The 25,333-nt window shown below is 67.0% G+C and carries 24 protein-coding genes; 9 read left to right on the top strand and 15 right to left on the bottom strand.

Annotated features, from left to right (window positions below):
- Positions 1-133 precede the first annotated feature (133 nt).
- On the bottom strand, positions 134-310 hold the full coding sequence (locus tag FPV16_RS03660) for a DUF1328 domain-containing protein (RefSeq protein ID WP_003599466.1): 177 nt from the start codon (positions 308-310) through the stop codon (positions 134-136).
- A 373-nt stretch (positions 311-683) separates the two neighbouring features.
- Between FPV16_RS03660 and FPV16_RS03655 the strand changes: the two genes are divergently transcribed.
- Positions 684-830, top strand: coding sequence for a hypothetical protein (locus FPV16_RS03655; RefSeq protein ID WP_227436171.1), 147 nt, complete (start codon positions 684-686; stop codon positions 828-830).
- A 10-nt stretch (positions 831-840) separates the two neighbouring features.
- On the opposite strand, the gene FPV16_RS03650 is transcribed toward FPV16_RS03655, so the two are convergent.
- Together FPV16_RS03650 and FPV16_RS03645 are read right to left on the bottom strand one after the other, a co-directional pair.
- Positions 841-2,217, bottom strand: coding sequence for a carbohydrate porin (locus FPV16_RS03650; protein ID WP_227436169.1), 1,377 nt, complete (start codon positions 2,215-2,217; stop codon positions 841-843).
- 190 nt (positions 2,218-2,407) lie between these two features.
- Entirely contained in the window at positions 2,408-3,754 is a 1,347-nt protein-coding gene (locus FPV16_RS03645; protein WP_227436167.1) for an Nramp family divalent metal transporter, read from the bottom strand.
- A 364-nt stretch (positions 3,755-4,118) separates the two neighbouring features.
- Between FPV16_RS03645 and FPV16_RS03640 the strand changes: the two genes are divergently transcribed.
- Positions 4,119-5,144, top strand: coding sequence for a DUF2865 domain-containing protein (locus tag FPV16_RS03640; protein WP_227436166.1), 1,026 nt, complete (start codon positions 4,119-4,121; stop codon positions 5,142-5,144).
- 85 nt (positions 5,145-5,229) lie between these two features.
- Positions 5,230-6,165, top strand: a complete 936-nt coding sequence (locus FPV16_RS03635; RefSeq protein ID WP_227436163.1) for an MBL fold metallo-hydrolase — start codon at positions 5,230-5,232, stop codon at positions 6,163-6,165.
- Between the two features lie 1,122 nt (positions 6,166-7,287).
- On the opposite strand, the gene FPV16_RS03630 is transcribed toward FPV16_RS03635, so the two are convergent.
- Positions 7,288-8,067, bottom strand: coding sequence for a DUF1499 domain-containing protein (locus tag FPV16_RS03630; RefSeq protein WP_227436161.1), 780 nt, complete (start codon positions 8,065-8,067; stop codon positions 7,288-7,290).
- Between the two features lie 156 nt (positions 8,068-8,223).
- On the opposite strand from FPV16_RS03630, the gene FPV16_RS03625 reads away from it, so the two are divergent.
- Entirely contained in the window at positions 8,224-8,703 is a 480-nt protein-coding gene (locus FPV16_RS03625) for a MarR family winged helix-turn-helix transcriptional regulator (RefSeq protein ID WP_413629166.1), read from the top strand.
- Positions 8,704-8,750: 47 nt separating this feature from the next.
- Here the strand turns inward: FPV16_RS03625 and FPV16_RS03620 are convergent, their stop codons facing one another.
- The 3 genes from FPV16_RS03620 to FPV16_RS03610 all read right to left on the bottom strand — a co-directional run bounded on the left by FPV16_RS03620 (position 8,751) and on the right by FPV16_RS03610 (position 11,728).
- Complete coding sequence (locus FPV16_RS03620) at positions 8,751-10,259, bottom strand: flavin monoamine oxidase family protein (RefSeq protein WP_227436159.1); 1,509 nt, start codon at positions 10,257-10,259, stop codon at positions 8,751-8,753.
- 198 nt (positions 10,260-10,457) lie between these two features.
- Positions 10,458-11,204 (bottom strand): HAD family hydrolase, encoded by a 747-nt coding sequence (locus tag FPV16_RS03615; RefSeq protein WP_227436157.1) that lies wholly within the window; start codon positions 11,202-11,204, stop codon positions 10,458-10,460.
- Positions 11,201-11,728 carry a hypothetical protein gene (locus FPV16_RS03610; RefSeq protein WP_227436155.1) on the bottom strand — a complete coding sequence of 176 codons (528 nt, stop codon included), beginning with the start codon at positions 11,726-11,728 and terminating at the stop codon, positions 11,201-11,203. The genes FPV16_RS03615 and FPV16_RS03610 overlap by 4 nt, the downstream gene beginning before the upstream one ends.
- Positions 11,729-11,855: 127 nt before the next feature.
- Here FPV16_RS03610 and FPV16_RS03605 point away from each other — a divergent pair, with 127 nt between their 5' ends.
- The 3 genes from FPV16_RS03605 (at position 11,856) to FPV16_RS03595 (ending at position 14,878) form a co-directional block, all read left to right on the top strand.
- Positions 11,856-13,241, top strand: a complete 1,386-nt coding sequence (locus FPV16_RS03605) for an aminotransferase (RefSeq protein ID WP_227436154.1) — start codon at positions 11,856-11,858, stop codon at positions 13,239-13,241.
- 322 nt (positions 13,242-13,563) lie between these two features.
- Positions 13,564-13,779, top strand: coding sequence for a hypothetical protein (locus FPV16_RS03600; protein ID WP_227436151.1), 216 nt, complete (start codon positions 13,564-13,566; stop codon positions 13,777-13,779).
- A gap of 160 nt (positions 13,780-13,939) precedes the next feature.
- Positions 13,940-14,878 (top strand): metallophosphoesterase, encoded by a 939-nt coding sequence (locus FPV16_RS03595; protein ID WP_227436150.1) that lies wholly within the window; start codon positions 13,940-13,942, stop codon positions 14,876-14,878.
- Between the two features lie 214 nt (positions 14,879-15,092).
- On the opposite strand, the gene sfsA is transcribed toward FPV16_RS03595, so the two are convergent.
- Entirely contained in the window at positions 15,093-15,821 is a 729-nt protein-coding gene (sfsA, locus tag FPV16_RS03590; protein WP_227436148.1) for a DNA/RNA nuclease SfsA, read from the bottom strand.
- Between the two features lie 136 nt (positions 15,822-15,957).
- Here sfsA and FPV16_RS03585 point away from each other — a divergent pair, with 136 nt between their 5' ends.
- On the top strand, positions 15,958-16,716 hold the full coding sequence (locus tag FPV16_RS03585) for a competence/damage-inducible protein A (protein ID WP_227436146.1): 759 nt from the start codon (positions 15,958-15,960) through the stop codon (positions 16,714-16,716).
- Positions 16,717-16,870: 154 nt separating this feature from the next.
- Positions 16,871-17,395 (top strand): hypothetical protein, encoded by a 525-nt coding sequence (locus FPV16_RS03580; RefSeq protein WP_227436143.1) that lies wholly within the window; start codon positions 16,871-16,873, stop codon positions 17,393-17,395.
- Between the two features lie 25 nt (positions 17,396-17,420).
- Here the strand turns inward: FPV16_RS03580 and FPV16_RS03575 are convergent, their stop codons facing one another.
- The 7 genes from FPV16_RS03575 to fchA all read right to left on the bottom strand — a co-directional run bounded on the left by FPV16_RS03575 (position 17,421) and on the right by fchA (position 25,330).
- Entirely contained in the window at positions 17,421-17,600 is a 180-nt protein-coding gene (locus FPV16_RS03575) for a hypothetical protein (RefSeq protein WP_018042405.1), read from the bottom strand.
- A 111-nt stretch (positions 17,601-17,711) separates the two neighbouring features.
- Positions 17,712-18,146, bottom strand: a complete 435-nt coding sequence (locus FPV16_RS03570) for a GlcG/HbpS family heme-binding protein (protein WP_227436142.1) — start codon at positions 18,144-18,146, stop codon at positions 17,712-17,714.
- A gap of 192 nt (positions 18,147-18,338) precedes the next feature.
- Positions 18,339-19,313: an HpcH/HpaI aldolase/citrate lyase family protein gene (locus FPV16_RS03565; RefSeq protein WP_018042403.1), complete on the bottom strand. Its 975-nt coding sequence runs from the start codon at positions 19,311-19,313 to the stop codon at positions 18,339-18,341.
- A 131-nt stretch (positions 19,314-19,444) separates the two neighbouring features.
- The gene (locus FPV16_RS03560) at positions 19,445-22,204 is read right to left on the bottom strand and encodes a phosphoenolpyruvate carboxylase (protein ID WP_227436140.1); all 2,760 of its coding nucleotides are present in this window, start codon (positions 22,202-22,204) and stop codon (positions 19,445-19,447) included.
- 212 nt (positions 22,205-22,416) lie between these two features.
- A complete protein-coding gene (gene sucD / locus FPV16_RS03555) occupies positions 22,417-23,310 on the bottom strand; it encodes a succinate--CoA ligase subunit alpha (RefSeq protein WP_018042400.1) in 894 nt (297 codons plus the stop codon).
- Between the two features lie 19 nt (positions 23,311-23,329).
- Positions 23,330-24,508: a malate--CoA ligase subunit beta gene (locus FPV16_RS03550; RefSeq protein WP_227436138.1), complete on the bottom strand. Its 1,179-nt coding sequence runs from the start codon at positions 24,506-24,508 to the stop codon at positions 23,330-23,332.
- 180 nt (positions 24,509-24,688) lie between these two features.
- Complete coding sequence (fchA, locus tag FPV16_RS03545; RefSeq protein WP_227436136.1) at positions 24,689-25,330, bottom strand: methenyltetrahydrofolate cyclohydrolase; 642 nt, start codon at positions 25,328-25,330, stop codon at positions 24,689-24,691.
- Positions 25,331-25,333: the final 3 nt, after the last annotated feature.

The raw sequence follows: 25,333 nt of genomic DNA, 5'->3' as shown, positions 1-25,333 counted from the left end.
CCGCGCCTGAGGTGTGAATCGGCACGATGGCAGGCATTGAGGTGAGTGTTGATTGAAGAAAAGCCGCCGGGCTATCCGGCGGCTTCCTGCGTTTCAGTCTGTCGTGGCGCGACTGCGCCGACAGATCTTTCGGTCAGAGCGTCGGTGAACGACCGCGCATCAGGCCAATCACGGCCGAGATGGCGAACAGGACGATCGCGACGAAGAAGACGAGCTTCGCGGCTTCCATGGCGGTGCCGGCAATACCACCAAAGCCAAGCAGAGCGGCCACGAGAGCAACGACGAGGAATGTTACAGCCCAACCAAGCATGGTCCGGATCCTTTTGAAGCTGGCGCGACCTGTGCCGCGACCTCATGACAGCAATAACGCCAAGTTGTCAGGCCGGTTCCTGACTTTGACACAAAGCGGTCACGATTGCTGTGCGGCACCGGTCGACCGGGACTGGCTCCATCGGGATTCTCGTTTTTCCGCCCACGCCGTCTCCCGCAATTCACCCGTTGGCCGCACGTGCGGGTCTTCACGGGGGTGCGCATCCCGACGTGTCCGCATCCCTAACATGCGTCATATCGACGGGTCTCTTGCCGGTGCCCGGAGGAAAGCCCCACATAGCGATTGACCTTAGTGTGGAACCCGGTGTCCCATGTGGCGTTCGTCACCTGTTCCCGAGCACGGATACATTCTGATGAGAGAGTCGCTGGCCGCATCCCTCGCACGACGCTTCCTCGACGCGGTCGCTGCTGCCGCTCGCGGATTCGCCCAGGCGGTCGAGGGCACTTCACCCACTCCCCAGCTGGTGCCGGTTCGCGTGCGTGATGCGCGCCGGCGCTGATCGCGCCTGATCAGTAGGTGAGTGTGGAGCGGAGGCCGAACACGGCGCCGCCTTTGATGCGCCGGCCCGGGCGAAGCGGGTCGCTGGTCCCGCCGCCGGGATTGAAGACGTACTGGATGTCCGGCTGGATCGTCCAACCTGGTGCCACTGCGAATTGATACGTCGCCTCGATCGTCGCCTCGTAGCTGCGCGGAACGTGGAACTCCGTGTCGAATGAGATCCGGTCGAGGTCGTAGCGCCGGGCGTTCCCGCCGATCCGCGCGTAAATGAAACTCAGGCCGAAGACATCCTTCGGTCGGCCGGGCACCATGCCCGTGACCACGATACCCCCATCCGCCCAGAGATCGATGAGGTTGCGGTCGGACGGGCTCGTGGAGAGACGGGCGTAGGCGGCGATCCCATCGGCCTCGTCGCCGCCTGCGGGCCGGTACAGGTGTGCGTCCATGACCGCATACGCCCCGCTCGTGCCGGTATGGCGGTGAGCCGCGCCGCTGCTGCGGGGATTTGCCAGGGCAAGCCCGGTCCGGTCGTAGCGGTAATCGTCGAAGCGCCCGAAATGCCGGTACCCGCCGAGCTTCAGGCTTCGGCCGAGCCCGTCCGGACCCGCCGATGTGCGCAACTGAACCTCTCCCATCACCAGGGGCGCATCGTTCAGTCGGAAATTCAGACCGGTTCGGTTGACGCGTGCCTGATCACCGGGATCGCCGTTGAAGATCGCCAACAGGCCGCTCACCGAAGCATTGGGCGTCCAGCGTAGCCTCATGCCGGGGGTCGAGATCGGGTAGGCGGGACCGCCGCTCGGAAGATTCGCCCCGGTGATCGTCGGCCAGTCGTTGCTCAGGAAGATCTTGCCGGTCTCCGACGAGAAGAACTCGCCGTCCGCCACGAGTTGCCCGATGCGCAGGCTCAGATGCCGGTCGTCCGAGGCCCGTTCCAGCCAGAGTTCCGAGAGGCGCGTCGAGGGATAGGCCTCGATGTTGCTGACCGTGATGAGCCGCTGGAAGCTCCGGTCGCGCAGGCCGCCGGTGTCGTGAATCTGGAAGATGTTGGCAAACCCGCTCCAGCCGGTCCAACCGGCGAGCCGGTCGAAATCGATTGTGACGGCGGTCTCGAACTTGCCGGCATAGATCGCGCCCCGCCTCACCCCGCCGGACACGTTGCCGAGGACCTCGTTCGTATAGAGCAGGTTGTAGTCGATGCCCCGCGCCGCCAGCATTCTGCGGACTCCGCCCGGATCGCCGAACGTGCCGAGCGAGGTTTGGATGGAGGGGGGACGATCGGGCTCCAAGGGAGCCGATTGCGCCGGACGATCGTCCACGGCACCGGTGTCAACGGGATCCGAGCGTGCGGGATTGGCCGCCAGGAGAGCGACAACCGCGGCGACCATCCGGGCCGGCCCCAATCGCCACCGCGCGATCATCCGCATGCTGATCATCGACGCCTCATCTCGATAGTATAGCCTATGCTATATATGTGGGCAAAGCTTTCCCGTCCGATGCCGCGACGCGGCCCGGTGGGGGTGTTCTGTGCGGTGTCCGCCCGCTGCCCTCAGGACCGCGGACGGAGAACCGTGAGCGTCAGGCGCCGGTGACGGTATCCACCAGGAGCTTGACGTTGAGGACGACGATGATGCCGGCGATCACCCAGGCGAGAAGCTTTAGCCAGACGGGAATGACGAGCGCTCCCATCTTCTGCTTGTCCGAGACGAAGCGGACGAGGGGGATCACCGCGAAGGGCAATTGCATGGACAGGACGACCTGGCTGAGCACCAGCAGGCGCGCCGTGCCATCCTCGCCGTAGAGCCCGGTCACGACGACGACGGGCACGATGGCGATGCCGCGCGTGATCAGGCGCCGCGCCCAATCGGGAATGCGCAGGCGCAGGAAGCCTTCCATGATGATCTGGCCGGCCAGCGTCGCGGTGACGGTGGAGTTGAGCCCCGAGGCGAGGAGCGCCACGGCGAACAAAGTGGAGGCGATCCCGGCCCCGAGCAGCGGCGACAGCAGCTCGTAGGCCTGCTCGATCTCCTGCACGTCGGTGCGCCCGGTGGAATGGAACACCGAGGCGGCCATGATCAGGATCGCGGCGTTGACGAAGAGCGCCAGCATCAGGGCGATGGTCGAATCCGTCACCGCGAAGCGCAGGGCGCTCCGACGCCCGTCCTCGGTGCGGGGATAGGCCCGCGTCTGCACGATGGAGGAATGCAGGTAGAGGTTATGCGGCATCACGGTCGCGCCGATGATGCCGATGGCGATGTAGAGGGCGGCCGGATTGGTAACGATCTGCGACGAGGGGATGAAGCCCGCGAGCACCGCCTGGATCGGAGGCGCGGCGAGCGCGATCTGGATGCCGAAGCACACGAAGATCACAAGCAGCAGCGCGATGACGAAGGCTTCGAGCGCCCGGAAGCCGCGCCGCATCAGCAGCAGGATCAGGAACACGTCGAGGGCGGTGATGATCGCCCCGATGACGAGGGGGATGCCGAAGAGCAGCTTGAGGGCGATGGCGGTGCCGATGACCTCGGCGAGGTCGCAGGCGATGATCGCCGCTTCGCAGGCGACCCACAGGACGAGGCTGACCGGCCGGGGATAATGATCGCGGCAGGCCTGGGCGAGGTCGCGGCCGGTGGCGATGCCGAGCCGGGCCGAGAGGGCCTGCAGCACGATCGCCATGAGGTTCGAGAGCAGGATGACGGCCAGCAGCGTGTAGCCGAATTGCGAACCGCCTGCGATGTCGGTGGCCCAGTTGCCCGGGTCCATGTAGCCGACGGAGATCATGTAGCCCGGCCCGATGAAGGCCAGCAGCCGCCGCAGCCAGGTTCCCTGGGACAGCACGGGAATGCTGGCGTTCATGCGCCCGAGGCTCGGCTGTTCGTTGGTTTCGCGGCTGAAGCGCCACCCCCGGTCTTCGTCGAGCCTGTCCATGCCGCGTCTTCCGTCGAGCTGAGTCGTGGGTACCGCACCGCACCCAAAACGGCGTATAGCATCGGCTATAATGGAAAACAAAGGCTAAGATAGCGGTCGGCGCTGAGGTTCGGCTCTGCCGCGCGCGTGTTGTGTCGAGGGCACGAAACAATCGTGGTCGCGAGTGGATCGTGGTCGAGATTGGACCGGGTCCTCCCTCCCCCCAGATCCGCCCGCCGGCGAAATGCGTGGACCGGGATGGGGTGGGACCGGTCGGTCGCCGATCGGTGAGACTCGGTGGTCTACCCCCGTTGCGAAGGCGCACGCCTCGGCTTTAGGCAGGACGGGCGTCCTAACGGATGGTTGCCGAGGGATTAAGAAAACGATGCGGTCGACGAACCCCGGCAGGAGACGGACGAGTTTCGCGTCACAGACGCAGATCGCCGCCCCGGTCATGGCCCGGCTGATCCTCGGTCTCGGCGGTGTCGTTGCCGGATCGAGCCTCGTCCAGGCCTCCGAGCAGGGGGGCATCTTCAGTTTCTTCGAAGAGATCTTTCGCGGGCCGGCGGTCCAGCCGCAGCCCGCGCCCGTTTCGATGCCGCGTCCTGCCCGGCCCCGCTACGCCTCCCTTCCCCAAGCGGGCCGCATCACGGCGGCCCAGGCGCCGCGCCAGACGCCACGCCTGGCTCGTCTCACGCGACCCTCCCCCGCCCGTGCGAGCCGCGTCGCCTCCGCCGCGCGGACCGCCTCGGCGCTGGGAGCCCGCACGGTCTGCGTCCGGGCCTGCGACGGCTACCTGTTCCCTCTCGGGCGATTGGTGTCCCGCTCCGATGTTCCCCTGCACGAGGCGGCCTGTGCCGCGGCCTGCCCCAACGCCGCCACCAGCCTCTACACGCTGGGTGCGAAGCAGAACGATCTCGACCGGGCCGTCAGCCTCGACGGGCGTCCCTACCGAGCCCTCGAGGTCGCCAATCTCTACCGCACCAGGCGTGTCGAGCAGTGTTCCTGCCAGCCCGACGGCGTGGCGGCGGCGCCTCTGCCGATCGAGCGCGACCCGACCGCGCGGGTGGGCGACGTGGTCGCCACCCCATCGAGCGCCCGTGTGGTGGTCTCCACCCGGCCCGGCGGCTTCACGGTGGTGGATTTTCGCGAGGCCGGTCTCCTCTCCCGGCGCGAGCGCCGCAGCATCGACCGCAAGATCGACGTCGTCCGGCGCGAGGCCGATGCCCGCGCCGCCGAGCAGGATGTCCGTCAGGCCGGCCGAGCGGTCGACCGCGCTCCGCGCATCCGCGTCGCCCAGATGGGCGCCGGCGATGGGACCGGAGGCTTTGGCGACGTTCGGCGCCGGCAGGACGCCGGTGCGGGTTTCGCCGTCGTCCGCGTCGTGGTGTCCTCGCCCTTCACCCGCTGACGTCACTCATGGCGGGGGCTTCCGTTGTGGCCCGCCCCATGATGGCTTAGGGGCGGACGCGAGTGTGATCGTTCCCAGGTGCCGCATGACCAAGACCAGCGACGACGGCGACACCGCGGCGGATCCCAATTTCGACGGTGCGGCGCCGGCAAACGGCGAGACCGTGAGCCTGTCGCCCCTGGTGCGCCGGCGCATCTGTCCCAATGCCAGTCCGTTCACGTCGAGCGGCACCTGCAGCTACATCGTCGGACGGGGCGAGGTCGCGATCATCGATCCCGGCCCGGCCGATGCCGCTCACGTGGCGGCGCTGATCGCCGCCATTGCCGGCGAGCGGCTCACCGCCATCGTCGTCACCCACACTCATCGCGACCACTCGCCCGGCGCCCGCCTGCTGCAGGCGGAAACCGGCGCGCCTATCGTCGGCTGCGGCCCGCATCGCGCCGCCAGACTCCTCGCGGAGGGCGAGTTCCCGCATCTCGACGCCAGCGCCGACCGGGACCACCGGCCCGACCGCCAGATGGCGGAGGGCGACACGCTGGACGGGCCGGGCTGGACCCTGCGGGCGGTGGAAACGCCGGGCCACACCATGAACCACCTCGCCTTCGCCCTGCCGGAGGAAGCGTCCCTGTTCTCGGGCGACCACGTGATGGCCTGGTCCACCACCATCGTGGCCCCCCCCGACGGTTCGATGCGCGCCTACATGGCGTCGCTCGAAGCGTTGCGCGGGCGCGACGAGACGATCTACTGGCCGGGTCATGGCGGCCCCGTGCGCGATCCGCGCCGCTTCGTCCGCGGCCTCGCCGCCCACCGGCGCCAGCGCGAGAGCGCGATCCGCAGCCGGATCGAGGCCGGGGACCGCGACATCCGCTCCATCGTCGGCGTGATCTATCAGGGACTCAGTGCACCCCTCCAGGGTGCGGCGGCGCTCTCGGTCTTCGCCCATCTGGAGGATCTGGTGGAGCGCGGACTCGTCGTCACCGACGGCCCGCCGCGCCTCGACAGCACCTACAGGCCGGCCTGAAACCGGCTTCGTGTGACGGACCCGGATCGGGCGGTCGCGCTAGGCCCCCTCCCCCGTCTGGCGACTGGATTCACACCTCTGCCCTTTTTAGGCATCCCGCGTCTCTCTCCCCCTCTTGGGGAAAGGGCAGAAGTGAGTGTGGCGCCGCTAGCCTCCGCAGCCTAAGGGTCACCCGGCCACCCCCACCTCCCACTCCCGCCCCAAGGCTGTTGGATTCACGCATTCGCTCGACGGCTGTTCGTCTATCCAAAAAAGTTCGACGTCAGGCGCGACCGGCTCCCTCTCCTGGAGGGAGAGGGTTGGGGTGAGGTGTGGTCCATCTCCGGGGAGGTCACGCACCTCACCCTGTCCCTCTCCTTCCAGGAGAGGGGACCCGCGCTGCCCGCGCGATGTGTGAACATCGTAGCCCTTGCGGGGAGAGGTTAGGAGCGCGGGTGGCTCTGCCAGCCTCCGCGGCGGGAGGGTCGCCCGACCACCCCGACCTCCAACCCCTCCTCACGAAGGCTGTTGGATTCACGCATTTGCGCGACGGCTGCTGCTCTATCCAAGAGAGCTCGGCATGAGGCGCGACCAGCTCTCTCTCCTGGAAGGAGAGGGCTGGGGTGAGGTGTAGTCCATCTCCGGATAATTCACACACCTCACCCTGTCCCTCTCCTTCCAGGAGAGGGGACCCGCGCTGCCCACGAGATAGGTGAACATCGTAGCCGTTGTGGGGAGAGGTTAGGAGCGGAGGTGGCTCCGCCAGCCTCCGCAGCGGGAGGGTCGCCCGACCACCCCGACCTCCAACTCCTCCTCACGAAGGCTGTTGGATTCACGCATTTGCGCGACGGCTGCTGCTCTATCCAAGAGAGCTCGGCATGAGGCGCGACCGGCTCCCTCTCCTGGAAGGAGAGGGTTGGTGTGAGGTGTGGTCCATCTCCGGAGAAGTCACACACCTCACCCTGTCCCTCTCCTTCCAGGAGAGGGGACCCGCGCTGCCCGCGCGATGTGTGAACATCGTAGCCCTTGTGGGGAGAGTTTAGGAGCGGAGGTGGCTCCGCCAGCCTCCGCAAGCTGAGGGTCGCCCGACTACCCCGACCTCCAACTCCGCCCCACAAGGGCGACGAGGGCCGGCCCGACCGCTCACTTGACGGCGATGGCGAGGTTGGCGACCTCGTCGAGATAGGCCCGGATGGTGTCGGCATTAGCGCCGAAATCGCGGTCGCCGATGCGGGAGGCGGAGCGCACGTCGATCCGGGCTCCGTCCGCCCTCGGTCGCACACGGACCGTGATGTCGCTGGCGAGGTTCAGGATGAGCCCGCGCGTCACCGCCTCGATCCGGCCATTGCCGACGCGGCCCCCGGGGCGGATCGCCTCCACAATCTGCCATTTGCGGTTCACCGCGGCCTTCCGGGCGAGTTCGAACGCGGCGTTGGCGTCGAGGTCGAGGGTGAGCGGGGCGATCTGCAGATAGGTGGCGCGCTGCGCGCTCCGTGCCTGTGGCCCCGGATCGGGGGGATAATGGCCTTCGCGCGCCGCGAAGGCAGCATGCGAGCGCGAGAAGGCGGGCGGGTTGTCGGTATCGGTGGTCACGTCGATGATGGCGGGGAGCCGCAGGCCGCGCAGACCGACGAAGACCGGATAACCGAGGGTGATCGCGGCGAGGAACAGACCGGCGAGAGCGCTTCCCACTCCGCGCGCTCCCTCGCGCCAGACCCGGATGAAGGCGTAGACGGCAAAGGCGATCGCGATCACCGCCAGGACGAGGCCGGACGCCAGCGTCACCAGGGCGGGCCCCTCCTCCGCCCGTGGGTCGCGCACCAGAACCAGGGCGAACAGCGTCACGAGGACCGACAGGATCGCGGTCCCGCGCGAGAGCGGACCGGCGCGGGTGATGGGCTCCTCGATAAGCGAACGACGCATGATACGGGTGAAATCGCTGTCCGGGAGATCGCCGCGCCATCGGGAGGTGGTGCCCGCGCGCTTGAGCCCAAAGCTTTACCGGGCCTCGCTTTCCGACGCCACCCGCGAGATGGCCGCGCTTTCGATGCCGCCTGCTTCTGCTATAGCGGCGTCGCCATGAATCCGACCGCAGCGCCCGAAAATCCCGTGACCGATGCCCCATCGGACGACCCACTGCGGGTCTGGTTCCGCTTCATCCGCCTCAACCGCAGGGTGACCGCCGCGATGGCGGCCGAGCTGCGCGGCCTCGGGCTGTCCATCCCGCAATTCGACGTGCTCTCGACGCTCACCGAACGCGAGGGGCTGACGCAACAGGATTTGGCCGCCCGCCTCTACGTCACCAAGGGCAACGTTTCGGGGCTGATCGACCGGCTCGTGCAGGCCGGTTTCGTCGAGCGCCACGCCATTCCCGGCGACCGGCGCTCGCACGCCCTCCGCCTCACTCCGGCCGGGACCGAGATCGCGGCCCGTGGCATCGCCGCGCAGAAGGCCTATGTCGCCCGCACCCTCGGCACACTGCCACAGGACGACATCGCGGCCTTCGAGCAGCTCGTTCTAAAGTGGCGCGACGTGGCCCGCGCCGATTCGGAGACCTGACACCAGACAACGGCGGACGTCCGCCGCACGTGCCAAATCCCGAATGGTCAGAGCGACTGACGGATAACCGGTCGGCCCTCGGCCTCCACCAGCGGGTCGATCTGACGGGCGGCCCGCAGGCCCGCCTCGATCGCGCCCTCGACCCAGCCGGTCTTCAGGCTGGTGAAGTCCCCGGCGAAATGGAGGCGGTCCTCGGGCGTCGTCCATTCCCGGATCATCCAGCCGCCGCCCAGGGGCGGCGAGCCGAACGAGCCCTTGATCCAGGGCTGCTCGGTCCAGGCGAAATCCTTCACCGTGATCACCTCGTCGAACAGGTCGGGCATGTCGGCGCGGAACTGATCGACGGTCACCTGAGCCCGCGTCTCGCGGGGGCGGGCCAGGATCGCCTCCGCATTGGCGCCGTTGAGGTAAAAGAAGACGTTTCCATGCGAGCCGGTCTCGTTGCCGGTGATGTCGATGACCCGCTCCCAGGGCCGGTCGCCGCCGGCCATCGGCCAGCCATGGACGTTCTTGGACAGCCAGGACGGCGTCCTGGTCTGGACGATGACCTTCACGGTCTTGTCCCATTCCATCTCGGCGAACATGCGCCGCTTGCCCTCCGACCAGCCGGGTTTCACATCGATGCCGCCGAGGACGCTGAAGGGGATCGTCGATACGATCGCGTCGCCGGAGAAGTCGCGGCCGTCGCGGGTGCCGACCCGGACGCCGCCGTTGGTCTGCTCGATGCTGACCACCTCGGCCTTGAGAACGATGTTGGCCGGGCCGATCGCCCCCGCCAGCGCCATGGGCAGACGGTTGTTGCCACCTTCGATGCGGAACACGTTCTGGTCGCCGAAATGATAGGCGAGGTCGGGAATGGCACCCAGCGCCTGCGAGCGGCTGGTGAAGGTGCCGCCATGGGCGTCGAGGAGCTGGCAGAAGGCGTCCGAGGCGCCGACGCCCTTCACGAGGTCGCCCACGGTGACGTTGTCGTAGCGCGCCAGGGAATCCGGGTCGGGCCAGCGGGAATCGAGCACCGAATCGGTGTCGAGTCCGGCCCGGTAGAGATAGCGGTTGAGGCTCGTCGCGACGCTGACGTTGCGCTCCTCCCGCGAGACAGCCCAGGGCCAGTTGGCGAGGTCGGCGCCCGTCCCGGTCTGCCCGCCGACCATGTAGCGGGGAAGACCGTCGTTGAGGCTGAGGAGCGGCAGGTTGAAGCGCCGGACGTAGCTCAGCACATAGGGCATGTTGGACCGGAAATGCCCGCCGCCGGCCTCCGTGAACTGCCCGTTCTTCAGCGGGAGGGAGAAGAGCCTGCCGCCGATGCGGTCCTGATACTCGATCACGGTGACGCGGTGGCCGCGGCGCAGGAGTGCCAGCGCCGCCGTCAGCCCGGACATGCCGGCCCCGAGAACGAGCACGTGTTTGGGCGCCTTCCCCGTCTGCGCGAGGGCGGGCGAGGCGATGAAGGGTAGCGCCGCCGTGAAGGCCGTGCCGGCGACGCCGCGGAGAATGTCGCGCTTCGTCGGAGCCGCAAGGCTGCCGCCCTTGAAGCCGGTGCGGTCGTCACGGATCATCGTCGGGTACTCACCGCAAAAGCAGGGAGGGTGGCGCGACGGCGAAGCGTCCGCGATGCGCCATCGCCCCATCATTGTTGCGCCATCGCTCTGCCGGATGGGATGACGCATGGCGCAACCAAGGGCCTCTCGATGGCGGTCCGAACTATGGTCGCGTACCGGTAAAAATTCCCCTTCCATCCGCCCTGGGACGGCCGCCTATGACGTCTCCTCATCGGCGATCCGGTCGAGCAGGGCGGCCAGATCGCCGATCGAGGCGATCACATGGTCGGCGAGCGGTGCCATGACTTCACGGGCTCCCTCCCCCAGGGGGCCGCTGAGGACGGCGATGGTCACGGCCCCGGCCGAGCGGCCGGCGACGAGGTCGTAGGGTGAATCCCCGACCATCGCGATCCGCCCCGGCGCGACGCCGAGATGCGCGGCAAAGGCGCTGACCATGCCGGGTTCCGGCTTGGATCCGTGACCGGAATCGTAACCCGCGACGTAGCTTAGATGCGGTGTCAGGCCGAGAACATCGCCTTGCGCCCGGGCCGAGGCTTCGGCGTCATTGGTGCCGATACCGAGGTCGTATCCCCGATCGACGAGGTCGCGTGCCACTCCCGCCGGTTCGCCGATGGGACACAGATGCGCGAGACCCTCGCGCCGGAACAGCCGGTCTATCTCCCCGTAGAAATCCGGTCCCGCAGGCTGGCCCAGGACCTTCGCCCAGAGTGGGCCATAGGCGGCCGAGGAACCGGCGATGAGAGGCGACGTCGGCAGGAAACGGCGCTCCTCCTCGATGTAGTGGCTCACTGCCATCAGGTCTTCCAGGCGCCCCCGGTCGCCCCCGGCCAGACAATTCATGACCGCATGGGCCGCCGGCCCCCAGGTCCGGTCGAAATCGATGAGGGTGCCGTCCTTGTCGAACAGGATGCCGACGAGACGGCGTTGGCGGGTCTGGTTCACGCGCCGGCCCTCACCTTCTCGACATCAAAGGTGCCGGCGCGATCTCGCCGCACGATCCTGTCGCCGGGCTCGAACACGCCGAGGGGGACGTCGCGGTCGGGGAGGATCACGGTGGTGGATATGTTGAGATGGACGAGGACGAGACGGTCCTGCGCCAGCGATGCGGCGGCCCAGCGCCGCAACTGTGCGTAATACGGCTCGCGCCGCCACGCATTCGGCTGGCCGGGATCGACCTGGACGTTCATGTTCTTCGTTACCGGATCGAGGGCGAGCACCATCTTGGCCTTCTCCGGCTTCCACTCGGCGCCAAGCCAGGCTTCGGTCATCCAGAGGCAGTGGAAGGCGCGGCAATGGTCCGGCCGCGTCGGATGGATGGCGCAGCCCCTGCCCTGCTTGGTGTGGCGGCACCATTGGCCGGCGACGCTCTCCACCGCGGGCACGTCGTAGACCTTGCAGCACAGGGTGCAGGTTCCGCATGAGCGGCCGGGCGCCGGATGGGCCACGAAGGTTGCGGGGTCGAGCATGGTCCTGACGATCCGTGCGAGGCGCTGCGGTGACGGGATGGGTTTGTGAAGGCGCGCCGGGTCGCTAGTGTGGCATCGCATGAACACGGGGCCGAACCGGCCCGCTTCCACAGGTAACGGCAGGCCCATGCTCTCGAACCTCGCGACCCGCGACGTCGAAACGCTGATCCATCCCTACACCAACCTCTCCACCTTCCGCGAGACCGGCCCCCTGGTGCTGGAGCGCGGCCATGGTGTCTGGGTCTACGACAGCGACGGTCGGCCCTATCTCGAAGGCATGGCCGGCCTGTGGTGCACGGCGCTGGGTTACTCGAACGAGGAACTGGTGGAGGCGGCGACCGAGCAGATGTCGCGCCTGCCCTTCACCCACCTGTTCTCGGGCCGCAGCCACGACCCGGCCATCGAGCTCGCGGAAACGCTGAAGGAGCTGATGCCGATCCCGACGTCGAAGATCTTCTTCACCTCGTCCGGCTCGGAGGCTAACGACACCCAGGTGAAGCTGACCTGGTATCTCAACAACGCACTCGGGCGCCCGGCCAAGAAGAAGATCATCTCGCGGATCAAGGGCTATCACGGCGTCACCGTCGCCACGGCCTCGATGACCGGCCTCACGGCCAACCACGCTGATTGGGACCTGCCGCTGCCGGGCTTCCTGCATGTGGGCTGCCCGCATCATTACCGCTTCGCCGAGGCCGGCGAGACCGAGGAGGCGTTCTCGCAACGCCTCGCTGACGAGCTCGAAGCCTTGATTCTGCGCGAGGGGCCCGATACCGTCGCCGCCTTCGTGGCTGAGCCGGTGATGGGTGCGGGCGGCGCCATCGCCCCACCGGCCGGCTATTTCGCCAAGATCCAGGCCGTGCTCGACCGCTACGACGTGCGCTTCATCGCCGACGAGGTGATCTGCGGCTTCGGGCGTCTCGGCACGTGGTTCGGCTCCGAAGCCCTGGGGATGCGGCCCGACAGCCTGTCCTTCGCCAAGGCTGTGACATCGGGCTACATGCCACTGGGTGGCATCAGCATCGACGAGCCGCTCTACAAGGCGCTGGTGACGCAGAGCGCCAAGCTCGGGACGTTCGGCCACGGCACCACCTATTCCGGTCACCCCGTCGCCTGTGCCGTGGCGTTGAAGACCATCGAGATCTACAAGCGCGATCGCATCGTTGAAGGCGTCGCCGAGAAGGCTCCGCATTTCCAGGCCCGGCTTACGGCACTGGCCGAACACCCCATCGTCGGCGAGGCAAGGGGACTTGGTCTCATCGGAGGCCTGGAGATCGTCGCCGACAAGCCATCCAAGCGTCAATACGAACCGAAGGCCGGCGTTGCGGCCCGCTGCGTCGCCTTCGCGCAGGCCGAGGGTCTGATCGTCCGGTTCCTCGCCGGTGACCGGGTGGCGGTCTGCCCTCCCCTGGTCATCTCGCACGACGAGATCGACACGCTGTTCGACCGCCTCACCCGTGCCCTCGACCGGACCGAGGCCTGGATCGCATCGGAAGGCCTGAAGGCGGCGCTTTAGGGCGGCGCTGCCACATAAAAGTCTAGATCTTCCGCGTCGCAATGAAGGTCAGATTGCGCTGCGGAATGGTATTTTTTATTTTTCCAATATTGCTTGCGTGTGTCGCAAGACACGCAGCGCGGCGAGATGGAACTCTACCCTGCTGAACTTTCGCCTATCCTTAAGCTCCCGTTCATGATCCTTCGCCGCATATGGATCTTGTGCCGCTCAGCGCCGGTCCGGGTCGAACCTCTTCGAGGGTGCCCGAGAGACCGGCGTGATCGCCAACCAGACAAACGAGGATCTGGTGGCGTTCCGACACCGTGAAACAGGACCCGTTCCCATGTCCCGCCCCGAACTGAACCAGCGCGCAGCCATTTCGTCGACGCCCCGCGCGTCCGGTCTGGTAACCGATCGCGAAGGTTTCCGCCCCGTGGCACTGCCCGCCCTCGCCGCAGCGGTTCACGTCTCGGCATCCGCCGCGAAAGAGGCGGCCCGGAAACTCGCCGCCCGCCGGCAGCTCTCCCGCTTCCAGCACGAGGATGCGCCCCTCGTTTGAGGCCGTTCTTTCCCGAGACGAGCGCCTTTCAGCGAGACATTGCGACCAAGCCCTCACGGGCTTGGTCATCGAGACACATTCAGCGGAATCTGACTGCGCCGGATTCGTAACCGCCCCAGGGCAATGAATTCGTATCCACTCCGCGGTCGAGGACGATGATATGTTGATCCTGCCGACGAGACGGCAGTTCCTCACCGGAGCCGGTGCGAGCACGGCGCTAATGGCCGCGACGGGCGCTTATGGCTTCGTGATCGAGCCGCGCCATCGCCTCGTGGTGACGCGATACGCTCCGGTGCTGCCCGGCTGGACTACGGGTTTGAGACTGAAAGTCGCCGTCCTCGCCGATTTCCACGTCGGCGAGCCGACCATGCCGCTCGACCGGATCGCCGAGATCGTCGATGCGACGAACCGGCTCGAACCCGATCTCATCCTGCTCCTGGGAGATTATCCGTCCGGCCCCAGCGTGACCACGCGCAAGGTGCCGCTCGTCGATTTCGCCCGGGTGATCGCGGGCCTGCGAGCCCCGCTCGGAGTCCACGCCGTCCTCGGCAACCATGATTGGTGGGACGACGAGTTTGCCCAGGCGACGCGGCGCGGACCCGTCGAAGCGCAGCGCGTGCTGGAGGCGCGCGGCATTCCGGTGATGGAGAACACGGTTCTCAGGCTCGTGAAGGACGGTCACCCGTTCTGGATCGCCGGTCTCGGAGATCAGGAACCGTTCCTGCCGCGGGGCGATCGGCGCGGCCGCGACGATCTGTCCGGCACCCTGGCGCAGGTGAGCGACGAAGCTCCGATCCTTCTCATGGCGCACGAGCCGTACATCTTTCCCGCCGTGCCGGGGCGCGTCTCGCTGACCTTGTCCGGGCATACGCATGGCGGCCAGGTTCGGCTCTTCGGCATGTCGCCGCTCAGCCCGTTCGCGCGCGACAAGGATCTGACCTACGGCCATGTCGTCCTCGGCGGACGGCATATGATCGTCTCCGGCGGCTTCGGCGTCAGCCGTGTCCCGATCCGGATCGGGGTGCCGCCGGAAATCGTTCTTCTCGAACTCGGGGGCGTGGCGCCGCCGACGTCAGTCGAGGCAGCGCCGCCCGCCTGACGTGGCGCTACTTCTTGGCGCCGATGCTTACGGTGCCCTTGGTCGAGGGGGCTGCGGCGATCGTCTTGACGACCGGCTTCTTCGGCTTCTTCGCTTCGCGGCCACCGCGTGGTTTCTCACTCGCCATGATCGTCTCCTTGGATCGTCGGGACACGAGCATGCCACGGATTCGGCCGCAGGGGCCATGAAATCGCGCGGCGTCGACGATGGCGGCTCACGCACCTCTGCCGCTCCACGGCATAATCGGGATCGCGTCGGCGATGGAGATCCCGGTCGGATCGATGCGGCAGCGATGGGCATGGATCTCGACCCCGCCCGCCGCCGCCCTGGAGAAGGCCCGGTCGAAGGCCGGGTCGAGGTCCCTCGCCACGTCAAACCGCTCGGCCTGCATCTGCACCACGATGATCAGCATCGCCCGGCCGCCCTGGGCGACGACCTCCGTCAGGTCGTCCATGTGCCGCGCGCTACGGGCGGCGACGCAATCGGGAAACTCGGCGAGACCCGGCTGGCGCAGAAGGTGGCAGTTCTTCACCTCCACGTGGCAGGGCGGCACGCCCTCGCCCGTGGCCAGGAAATCGACCCGGCTGGCACGACCGTAGCGCACCTCGGGACGCAGCGAAGCGTATCCCGCCAACGGCGGGAGACGGCCCTCGGCGAAGGCCTCGGCGACGAGGGCATTGGGCCGCATGGTGTTGATGCCGACCCATTGCGGACCGCCGGGGAGGTCAGCCTCCACCAGCTCCCATGAAAAGCCGAGCTTGCGCGCGGGGTTGGTGGAGGCCGAAAGCAGGACGCGTGAACCAGGCACGACGAGGCCGAGCATGGCGCCCGGATTGGCGCAATGCGCGGTGACGAGGCTGCCATCCGCCAACTCGATATCGGCGAGGAACCGCTTGTAGCGCTGGACGAGCCGGCCCTCGATCAGCGGCGCTGCGAACTTCATCGGGCGAAACTCCACATCCGAGCGGATGTCCCGCACCTATCAGTAGCCCGCCTGCCGGACCAGGGAGCCGCCATGGTCAGGTGGGCATCGTCGCGCTACGTCGTGCTCCATCACCTCGCGACCGCCACGGATTCTGATGACCGACGCCACTCCCTCCCCCATCACCGCCGCGATCCTCGTCATCGGCGACGAGATCCTGTCCGGGCGGACCAAGGACAAGAATATAGGCACCATCGCCGACTACTGCACGGCCGTCGGCATCGACCTGCGGCAGGTTCGCATCGTTCCCGACGAGGCCGCGGAGATCGTCGAGGCGGTGAACGCACTGCGGACCCGCTACACCTACCTCTTCACCACCGGGGGGATCGGCCCAACCCATGACGACATCACCGCCGATTGCGTGGCCGTCGCCTTCGGCGTGACGATCGACATCGATCCGCGCGCCAGGGCCATGCTGCTTGAGCGGCACAAGCCGGAAGACCTCAACGAGGCGCGGCTGCGCATGGCGCGTATCCCGCAGGGGGCGGACCTCATCGCCAACCCGATTTCCAAGGCCCCCGGTTTTCGCATCGGCAACGTCTTCGTCATGGCCGGGGTGCCAGCGATCATGCAGGCCATGCTCGATGAGATCGGCCCCACCCTCGCGACGGGCGCCCGCGTTCTGTCGGAGACGATCGAGGCCGGGAACCTGCCCGAGGGCAACTACGCCTCGGGCCTGAGCGAAATTGCGAAGGCTCACCCCGGCGTCTCCATCGGCTCCTATCCGTCGATGACGCAGCAGGGGTTTGCCAACCGGATCGTGGTGCGCGGCAAGGATTCCGTTGCGGTGGCCCGGGCCCGGGGCGAGATCGCCGACCTCGTGGCGCAATTGAAGGCCGTCGACGGCAAGGCATGACCGTATCGAGGCGGGGATTACCGGCAGCGAGGCCGCGCGCACCGAGATGAACACTATCCGAGCGCTCACGGATACTCCGGTTCAGCGGCACGATGGCAGGATGGTTTCGTGCCGCAACCCCATGGCGGGGGCGGTCCTCCCTCCGGAGCGTTCCGTGCTCGAAAACCCGTTTTCGTCCTTTGCCAAGCTCCGCATGCCACCGATCCTGTCGGGATTCGTGGTCTTCGCGCTCTGCGGCGTGCCCGTTCTCGCCGCCGATTTCCCCGAGCCCTATGGAGCGCCGCGCGACTTCCCCGTCGAGCGGCGCCCCCCGCCTTCGATCGAGGAGTTAGGCCCGGAGCGCGGAGCGGCGCGTCTCATCGCGCCATGCCGGGCCGTGGTCCGACGTCGGATCACGCCCGATGGGGAGGAGATCGTGAAACGGGTGACGATCTGTGAGGAGCGTTCGGACCGCTTGCCGCCGGAGCCGGATGGCGCATACGGCGAGGCGAGACCCTTGCGGCGGCCCCCGTTGCCTCCCCGCGATATTCCCTTCGTGGATGAAGCGCGTCCCGGGCGAGGGATCGATCGAGGGGAAGAGCGCCCGGCGGAGGGGCTCGCCCGCAACGAGCGCCTGTCCGAAGAGGCGCCGTTGGAGGGGCCGCCGTTGGAAGAGCGCGGACGCGATCCGCGCTACTGAGGCGGTCGCGTCGGACTTTGAGGTATCAGGCTCGTACGACGGGCCGGGCCTTCACGGCTGCGGCCAGCGCCTTCAGCTGGCGGTTCAGATCCGCCAGTTCGTTGAGGGCGATGGTCCGGTGGCCGTCCTTGACCGCACGCTCGATGTCGGCGACCTGCGCTGTGGCCATGCGCTTCAGTTCGGCGGCGAGTTGGTCCCGGGTCATCGGCGCTCCTGTCACGGCTCGGGGTGGTGGGACCGTGATAGGGCGCGCATGCTTAACCGACGGTGTTCATCGGGTGCGACGCACCCAATGAACCGTGTCCGTCATGCGGTCTTACGTCCGCCAGGGATGCGCGGGCAGTTCGGTGGCGCCGATCGTGCTCGCACCGGCGAGAGCCACGGCGTGGTCGTTCTCCACGCTGGAGCCGCTGACGCCGATGGCGCCAGACATCTCGCCGTCCTTGTCGACGATCGGGATGCCGCCGGGGAAGGTGATCAGGCCCTCGTTGGAATGCTCGATGCCGAAGAGCGGACCGCCCGGCTGCGACAGCTGGCCGATCTGCCCGGTCATCATGCCGAAGAACACGGAGGTCTTGGCTTTCTTCTGGGCGATGTCGATGGAACCGACCCAGGCGCCATCCATGCGGTAGAACGCCTTGAGGTTACCGCCGGAATCGACGACGGCGATACACATCTGGGTGTCGAGCTCGACCGCCTTGGCGCGAGCGGCCTCGATGGCCTTGTGAGCGTCTTCGATGGTCACGTGCATGATGGTTTCTCCCTTGTCGGTCGACGAGATCGGAGCCGTGTGGCCGTCTTCGCGTAGCGGAAGAGAGTGGCCCCGGCGCCTGTTCTCACGGCGACACACCGTGAACGATAGGACATTTCAGGCCTAAAGCGAGGACGGCCGCCCCTTCCGGAAGCGGCCGTCCTGCTTAGCGATGTGTACGAAGTGAGCGGATCAGCTCGCCGACATCGCGTTGGCCTTCTCGATCAGGGCCTCGGCCATGCGGATCGAGGCGATGTCGATGAGGCGGCCGTCCAGCGAGACGGCACCCTTGCCGGCCTTGGCGGCTTCTTCCATGGCTTCGAGGATGCGGCGGGCCTTGGTGACTTCGGCTTCCGACGGGGTGAACACCTCGTTGGCCAGGTCGATCTGCGAGGGGTGGATCGCCCACTTGCCCTCGAAGCCGAGAGCGGCGCAGCGGCGGGCGGCGGAGGTGTAGCCGTCCGGATCGGAGAAGTCGCCGAAGGGGCCGTCGATCGGGCGCAGGCCGTAGGCGCGGCAGGCGATCAGCATGCGGTTCTGGGCGAACAGCCAGGGATCCTGCCAATGGGTCTCGCGGTTGCCGGCTTCGTCCTTGTCGGTGAGCACCGAGAAGTCCTTGTTCACGCCGCCGATGACGGTGGAACGGGCGCGGGTCGAGGCGGCGTAGTCGGCCACACCGAAGGACATGGCTTCCAGGCGCTTCGACGAGGTTGCGATCGCCTCCACGTTGGCCATGCCCAAAGCGGTCTCGATCAGCACCTCGAAGCCGATCTTCTTCTCGCGCTTCTTGGCCTGCTCGATCTGGGTCGTCAGCACGTCGATGGCGTAGACGTCCGCCGGCACGCCGACCTTGGGGATCAGGATCATGTCGAGGCGCGGACAGGCTTCGACGATGTCGACCACGTCGCGGTACATGTAGTGGGTGTCGAGACCGTTGATGCGGATCATCATGGTCTTGGTGCCCCAATCCAGGTCGTTGAGCGCCTGGATGATGTTCTTGCGGGCCTGCTCCTTGTCATCGGGAGCGACGGCATCTTCGAGGTCGAGGAAGATCACGTCGGCCTTCGAGGAGGCGGACTTCTCCATGAAGGTCGGGTTGGAGCCGGGAACGGCGAGTTCCGAGCGGTGAAGGCGCGGAGTCGCCTGCTGGATCAGGGTAAAGCTCATCGGGAAATCCTTCCTTGGTTGGGTTCGTTGTGGGTGGTGAGGCCGCAAAACGCGGTTCACCATACCGGTCGTGGGGCGCTCGCACGCCAGCCCCAGGGCCGTGTCCGACCCTCGGTATCCTTACAAATGCCTCAGCCCGTCGCGCCGAAGCCGACGGCGATGCAGTTGATCGAGAGCAGCAACGCGGATTTCACCGCTTCGCGCTTGTCCTCGTCTTCCTCGCTCCGGAAGCGGCGGAGCAGCTCCACCTGCTCGCGGCTGACCTGGTTGATCGTCGGCAGCCGGCCGACGAGGCGGTCCCGGAACTGCGGGTAGCGCTCGGCCAGTTCGCGGTCGCCGCTGACACGCAGGGCCATCTCGCGGGTCAGCTCGTACTCAGCCTCGATCAGCGGGAAGATACTGTTGCGGGCGGCTTCGTCGGGCACGAGACCGGCGTAATCCTTCGCGATGGCGAGATCGACCATGAGAAGTGTCTTCTCGACCTCGTCGAGGATGAGGCGGAACGGCTTCGATTCGGCAAAAAGCCGCTTCAGCTGTGCCTCGCCCTGCGCCCCGCGTACGTCGAGGAAACTCTTCAGGCCCGAGCCGACGCCATACCAGCCGGTGATGACGTGGCGGTTCTGCGACCAGGCGAAGACCCAGGGAATCGCGCGCAGATCCGCCAGCGAGCGGGCGCCGAAGCGCCGCGCCGGGCGCGAGCCGATGTTGAGGAGCGCGATCTCGTCGAGCGGGCTCGCGGCCTGGAAATAGGTCACGAGATCGGGGTGCTGGATCAGGTTGACGTAGGCCGCGCGCGAGGCGCCCGACAGCGCCTCCAACGTGTCGTCGAATTCGTTGCGCGGGACTTTGGCCGCCTCGCGCTCCGATTTCAGCGCGTGGTCGAACACCGACGAGGCGAGGAGCTCCATCTGATAGGCGGCGGTGCCGCGGTTGGCATACTTGAACGAGACGACCTCACCCTGTTCGGTGGTGCGGAAGCGACCGTTGATCGAGCCGGGCGGCTGGGCTGCGATGGCCCGGGCCGTGGGCGCCCCGCCACGGCTCACCGAGCCGCCGCGACCGTGGAAGAAGGCGATTGGGACGCCGGACGATTTGCCGAGCTGTGTCAGCTTGTCCTGCGCCTTGTACAATTCCCAGTTCGAGGCGACGAAGCCGCCATCCTTGTTCGAATCCGAGTAGCCGATCATCACTTCCTGCATCCCGCCTTGCCAGCGGGTGGAGCGGCGCACGACGGGAATCGAGAATAGCTCTTTCATGATGGCGGGCGCGGCGCGCAGGTCGTCGATGGTCTCGAACAGGGGTACGATTGGCAGGCAGCAGATCTCGGTGCCGGCGGCATCGAGGAAGTTGCCGGCTTCTTTGGCGAGGAGATAGGCGCCGAGGATGTCGGGGACCGAGCGGGTCATCGACAGGATGAACGAGCCGAAGGCCTCGCGGTCGAGCTGCTCGCGCATTTCGCCGACGAGCGCGAACGTCTCGAGCGTCTCGCGGGCATCGTCGGGCAGGCTCTCGAACGAGCGCTCCCCGTGCATCGGCTTCGCCAGTTCGGAGAGCAGCCAGCTCTTCCACTCGGGGGATTCGAGGGCGGGCGGCGTCTTGTTCTGACCGTGGCTCTGCTGCCACAGGGCGTGGAGCGTCTTCGTGGTGCGCGTAGTGTTCTCGCGCAAGTCGAGGCGCACGGTGGAGAAGCGGAAGATCTCGACCATGCGGCGCACCGGCCGGACGAGGTCGATGGCCAGCGACGGGCAATTCGCGTCGCTGAGACCGGCTTCGAGGTGGCGCAGGTCGTTGATGAGCCCGTCGGCGCTCGGGTAGTCGGGGCCGCTCGTGCGCTGCCCCTTGTTGCGCGCGATGGTGGCTTCGAGCTTGCGCAGGATGCAGGTGAGGAACTGCCGATAGGCCTCGCCCGGATTGCGGCTCGCGATGGCGCGCCCGTCGCCGCTCTCCGCGAGAAGCTGCGCGAGTTCGGACTTGAACGTCGCCGGCACCGGCAGCGAGCGCTCGGTGAGCGACAGCGTGCGGCCGAGGGCCGTGACCCCGTCGCGGTAGCGCCGCAGGGAGGCGAGCGCGTTGCGCTGGAGCGTGGCGCGGGTCACCGACGAGGTGACGTAGGGATTGCCGTCGCGGTCGCCGCCGATCCAGGAGCCGAACTGGAAAAAGGCCGGCACCTCGAACTTTTCGTCCGGGTAGTATTCGGCGAGCGACTCCTCCAACGAGTAGAGCACCTCGGGGAGCATCTCGAACAAGGTCTCGTCGAAGAAGTGCAGGCCCCAGGCGACCTCGCGCTCCACGGTGGCCTTCTCCAGATGGAGTTCGCCGGTCATCCAGACGAGCTCGATCTGGTCGCGCAACTCGTTCATCAGACCGTTGCGCTCGCGCTCGGTCCAGCGCGGCAGTTCGAGTTCGCGCAGAACGAGATAGATGCGGCGGAACTTCTCCAGCACCGTCACGCGCTTGCCCTCAGTGGGGTGCGCCGTGATCGTCGGGCGGATGCGCAGATCCTTCAGCAGCGCGTGAATCTCGGGCGCCTTAATGCCGTTCTTCACCGCTTCCGCCAGAACCGCGCTAAAGCTGCCGCCGAGCTCCGCCCGTCCCTTGGTGCGCTCCAAATGCCGGCGCCGGCGCATGGCGGCGTTCTGCTCGGCGATGGAGAGCAGCTGGAACCAGATGCCCTGCACCTGGAGGGCGCGGGCGAGGAGCTCGGGCGAGAATTCCGAGATGTTGGCCTTGCCAAGAAGCACGGCCTCCAGTTCCGGCTCATGCCGGCGGGCGACTTCGAGCAGGGCGTGGAACAGGATGTCGAGCGCCTCCTTCGACGACGTGCCGGTGATGACCGGTGGCGCGAAGGGATGGTCGAGGGTCCCGACCGGGGCGTGGAGGGTATCGGTCATCGGATGGCCACCTCGAACAGAGTTGAGCCGATGGCCGCTGGGGACGCGCGGGCAACGGTAAGGGTGCGGCCGCCCCGGCAGCATGGAACGCAGCGTCGGGGCGATCAAGGGGTGGTTTTTGCGGTTGGGTCCGTCGGCGGCCGGGCGGCCCAGCCCCTCTCCCGGTCGCTCCGCGACTACCCTCCCCCGCTGAGGGGGGAGGGTTGACGCGTTCAGGCGGCGAGCTTGCGCATCACCTGCTCGACCGTGGAGCCAAAATCGCCGGGGCTGGGGGCCACGGTGAGGCCGTAGGAGCGCATGATCTCGGCCTTCTCGGCGGCACTGTCGCCGGTGGCGGAGATGATGGCACCGGCATGGCCCATACGGCGGCCCTTCGGGGCGGTGAGACCGGCGACGAAGCCGATAACGGGCTTCGACATGTTCTCCTTGATCCAGGCGGAGGCCTCGGCCTCCTGCGGACCGCCGATCTCGCCGATCATCAGCACGGCCTTGGTGTCGGGGTCCTGCTCGAACAGGGCGAGATGGTCGAGGAAGGACGACCCGTTGATCGGGTCACCGCCGATGCCCACCGAGGTGGTGATGCCGATGCCCTTCTCCTTCATCTGAGCGGCCGCTTCGTAACCGAGGGTGCCCGAGCGCGAGATCACGCCGACATTCCCCTTCAGATAGATGTGGCCGGGCATGATGCCGAGCATCGACTTGCCGGGCGAGATGATGCCGGCGCAGTTCGGGCCCACCACCATCGTGCGCTTGTCCTTGGGGTAGCGGCGCAGATACCGCTTCACCCGCATCATGTCCTGGGCCGGGATGCCGTCGGTGATCGAACAGATCAGCGCGAGGCCGGCATCGGCGCCTTCCATGATCGCGTCCGCCGCGAAGGGCGGGGCGACGAAGGTGATCGAGGTGGTGGCCCCGGTGGCCTCCACGGCTTCCTTGACGGTGTTGAACACCGGCACGCCGAGATGGGTCTTGCCGCCCTTGCCCGGGGTGACGCCGCCGACAATGTTCGAGCCGTACTCGATCATCTCCTTGGCGTGGAACGTACCCTTATCGCCGGTGATGCCCTGGACGATGATCGGGGTCTTCTCGTCGATCAGAATGCTCATGACGTATCCTCCCCTCGTCTCAGTGGCTGCGCTTGGCGGCGTCGCAGGCGGCGACGGCCTTGGTGGCGGCGTCCGACAGGCTGTCGGCGGTGATGAGGTCGAGGCCGCTCTCGGCCAGGATCTTCTTACCCGCCTCGACATTCGTGCCGGCGAGCCGGACGATGAGCGGCACGTCGATCTTCACTTCCTTGGCCGCCTGGATCACGCCCTGGGCGACCCAGTCGCAGCGGTTGATGCCGGCGAAAATGTTGACGAGGATCGCCTTGACGTTGCGGTCCGAGAGGACGAGCCGGAAGGCCGTCGCCACGCGGTCGGGGCTGGCGCCGCCGCCGACATCGAGGAAGTTCGCCGGCTCGCCGCCTGCATGCTTGATCATGTCCATGGTGGCCATGGCCAATCCTGCGCCGTTGACGATGCAGCCGATCTCGCCCTCGAGGCCGATGTAGCTGAGATTGTGCTCGGCGGCCTGGGCCTCGCGCGGATCCCCCTGCGAGGGATCGTGCATATCGGCGATGTTGCGCCGGCGGAACATGGCGTTGTCGTCGAAGGACATCTTGGCGTCGAGCGCCAGGACACGGTCGTCCTTGGTGACGACGAGAGGGTTGATCTCCAGCATGGTGCCGTCGCAATCGCGGAACGCCCGGTAGGCGTTCATGATCGTCTTCACGGCCGCCGAAACCTGCTTGATGTTCAGGCCGAGCTGGAACGCGATCTCGCGGGCCTGGAACTGCTGCAGGCCGACGGCCGGCTCGACCACGACCTGGATCAGGGCCTCGGGCTCGTTGGCCGCAATCTCCTCGATATCCATGCCGCCGCGCTGGGAGGCGATGACGCGGACGCGCTCGGCCTTACGGTCGAGGACGTAGCCGAGATAGAGCTCACGCTCGAACGGGTCGGCGGTCTCGATATAGACGCGCTGGACGGGCTTGCCCTCGGGGCCGGTCTGCAGGGTGATGAGACGCTTGCCGAGGAGATCCTTGGCGGCATCGCGGACCTCGTTGTAGGTCCGGCACAGCTTGATCCCGCCGGCCTTGCCGCGGGCGCCGGCATGGATCTGGGCCTTCACCGCCCAGAACGAGCCACCGAGCTCGGTGGCGGCATAGACCGCCTGGTCGGGGCTGAAGGCCACCGCGCCCTTGGGGACCGCAACGCCGAATCCGGCGAGCAGCTCCTTGGCTTGATACTCATGCACGTCCATGTGCGTTCTCCTCGGCGTTTTTCCCTGGGACAGACACTCTCGTAAATTTCACTTCACGGAAAGAGCTTCTGTTGTAATATTTTTTTACATTCTCTTTCACTCCGCCTTTAACGGCGGCCGGAATGTATTTTTTAGACGAAAAGGCCGGCTGAGTTTGTTCTCGCCGGCCTGTCGTTGATCTTAGTTCACCTTGGCCTTGACGACCTCGTAGATCTTTTCGTTCAATGGTCCTGACGGCCCGAGCAACTCTTCGAGTTGCTTCAGTCGCTCATTGGCGAAGCCGCGATCGTCCAGGCCTTTGGCGTTGACATAGACGTTGAGCGCGGCGCTGCGCAGGCCGGCATGGGCCGACAGGACCGCCACACCGGCATCGGAGATGACGTTGAGGTTGCCCTTGTCGGCCACGGCTTCGGCGAGGTCGATGACCTCGCGGCAAGCGCGGCAGCAGGCGAGCGGCACGTCGGTGGCGACCTTGAGGGCCTCCTGGATTCGGGCGGCGCGCGCCGCCTTCTCCTCGTCGGTGCCCTTCGGCAGGCCGTAGGCTCCCATCACCGCGTCGAAGGCCTCGACATCGTCGGCGATCATGCCGGTGAGTTCCGCCCGGAGCGCTTCCGACTTGCCAAGGATCTCCTTCAGCTCGCCTTCGACCTCGACGTACTTCTTCTTTCCGATGGTGAGGTTGCACACCATGCTGAGGAGTGCTGCGCCCATGGCACCGGAGATGGCGGCGGCTCCGCCGCCTCCGGGGGTCGGGGCCGAGCTCGCGAGCCCGTCGAGGAAGCCCTGGATGGTTTCGTTGGCAGGCGACGTCTTCTCGGTCATGGG

This window comes from Methylobacterium sp. W2, assembly GCF_020662345.1.
Classification (GTDB): domain Bacteria; phylum Pseudomonadota; class Alphaproteobacteria; order Rhizobiales; family Beijerinckiaceae; genus Methylobacterium.
This window is presented reverse-complemented; position numbering and strand designations above follow the sequence as displayed.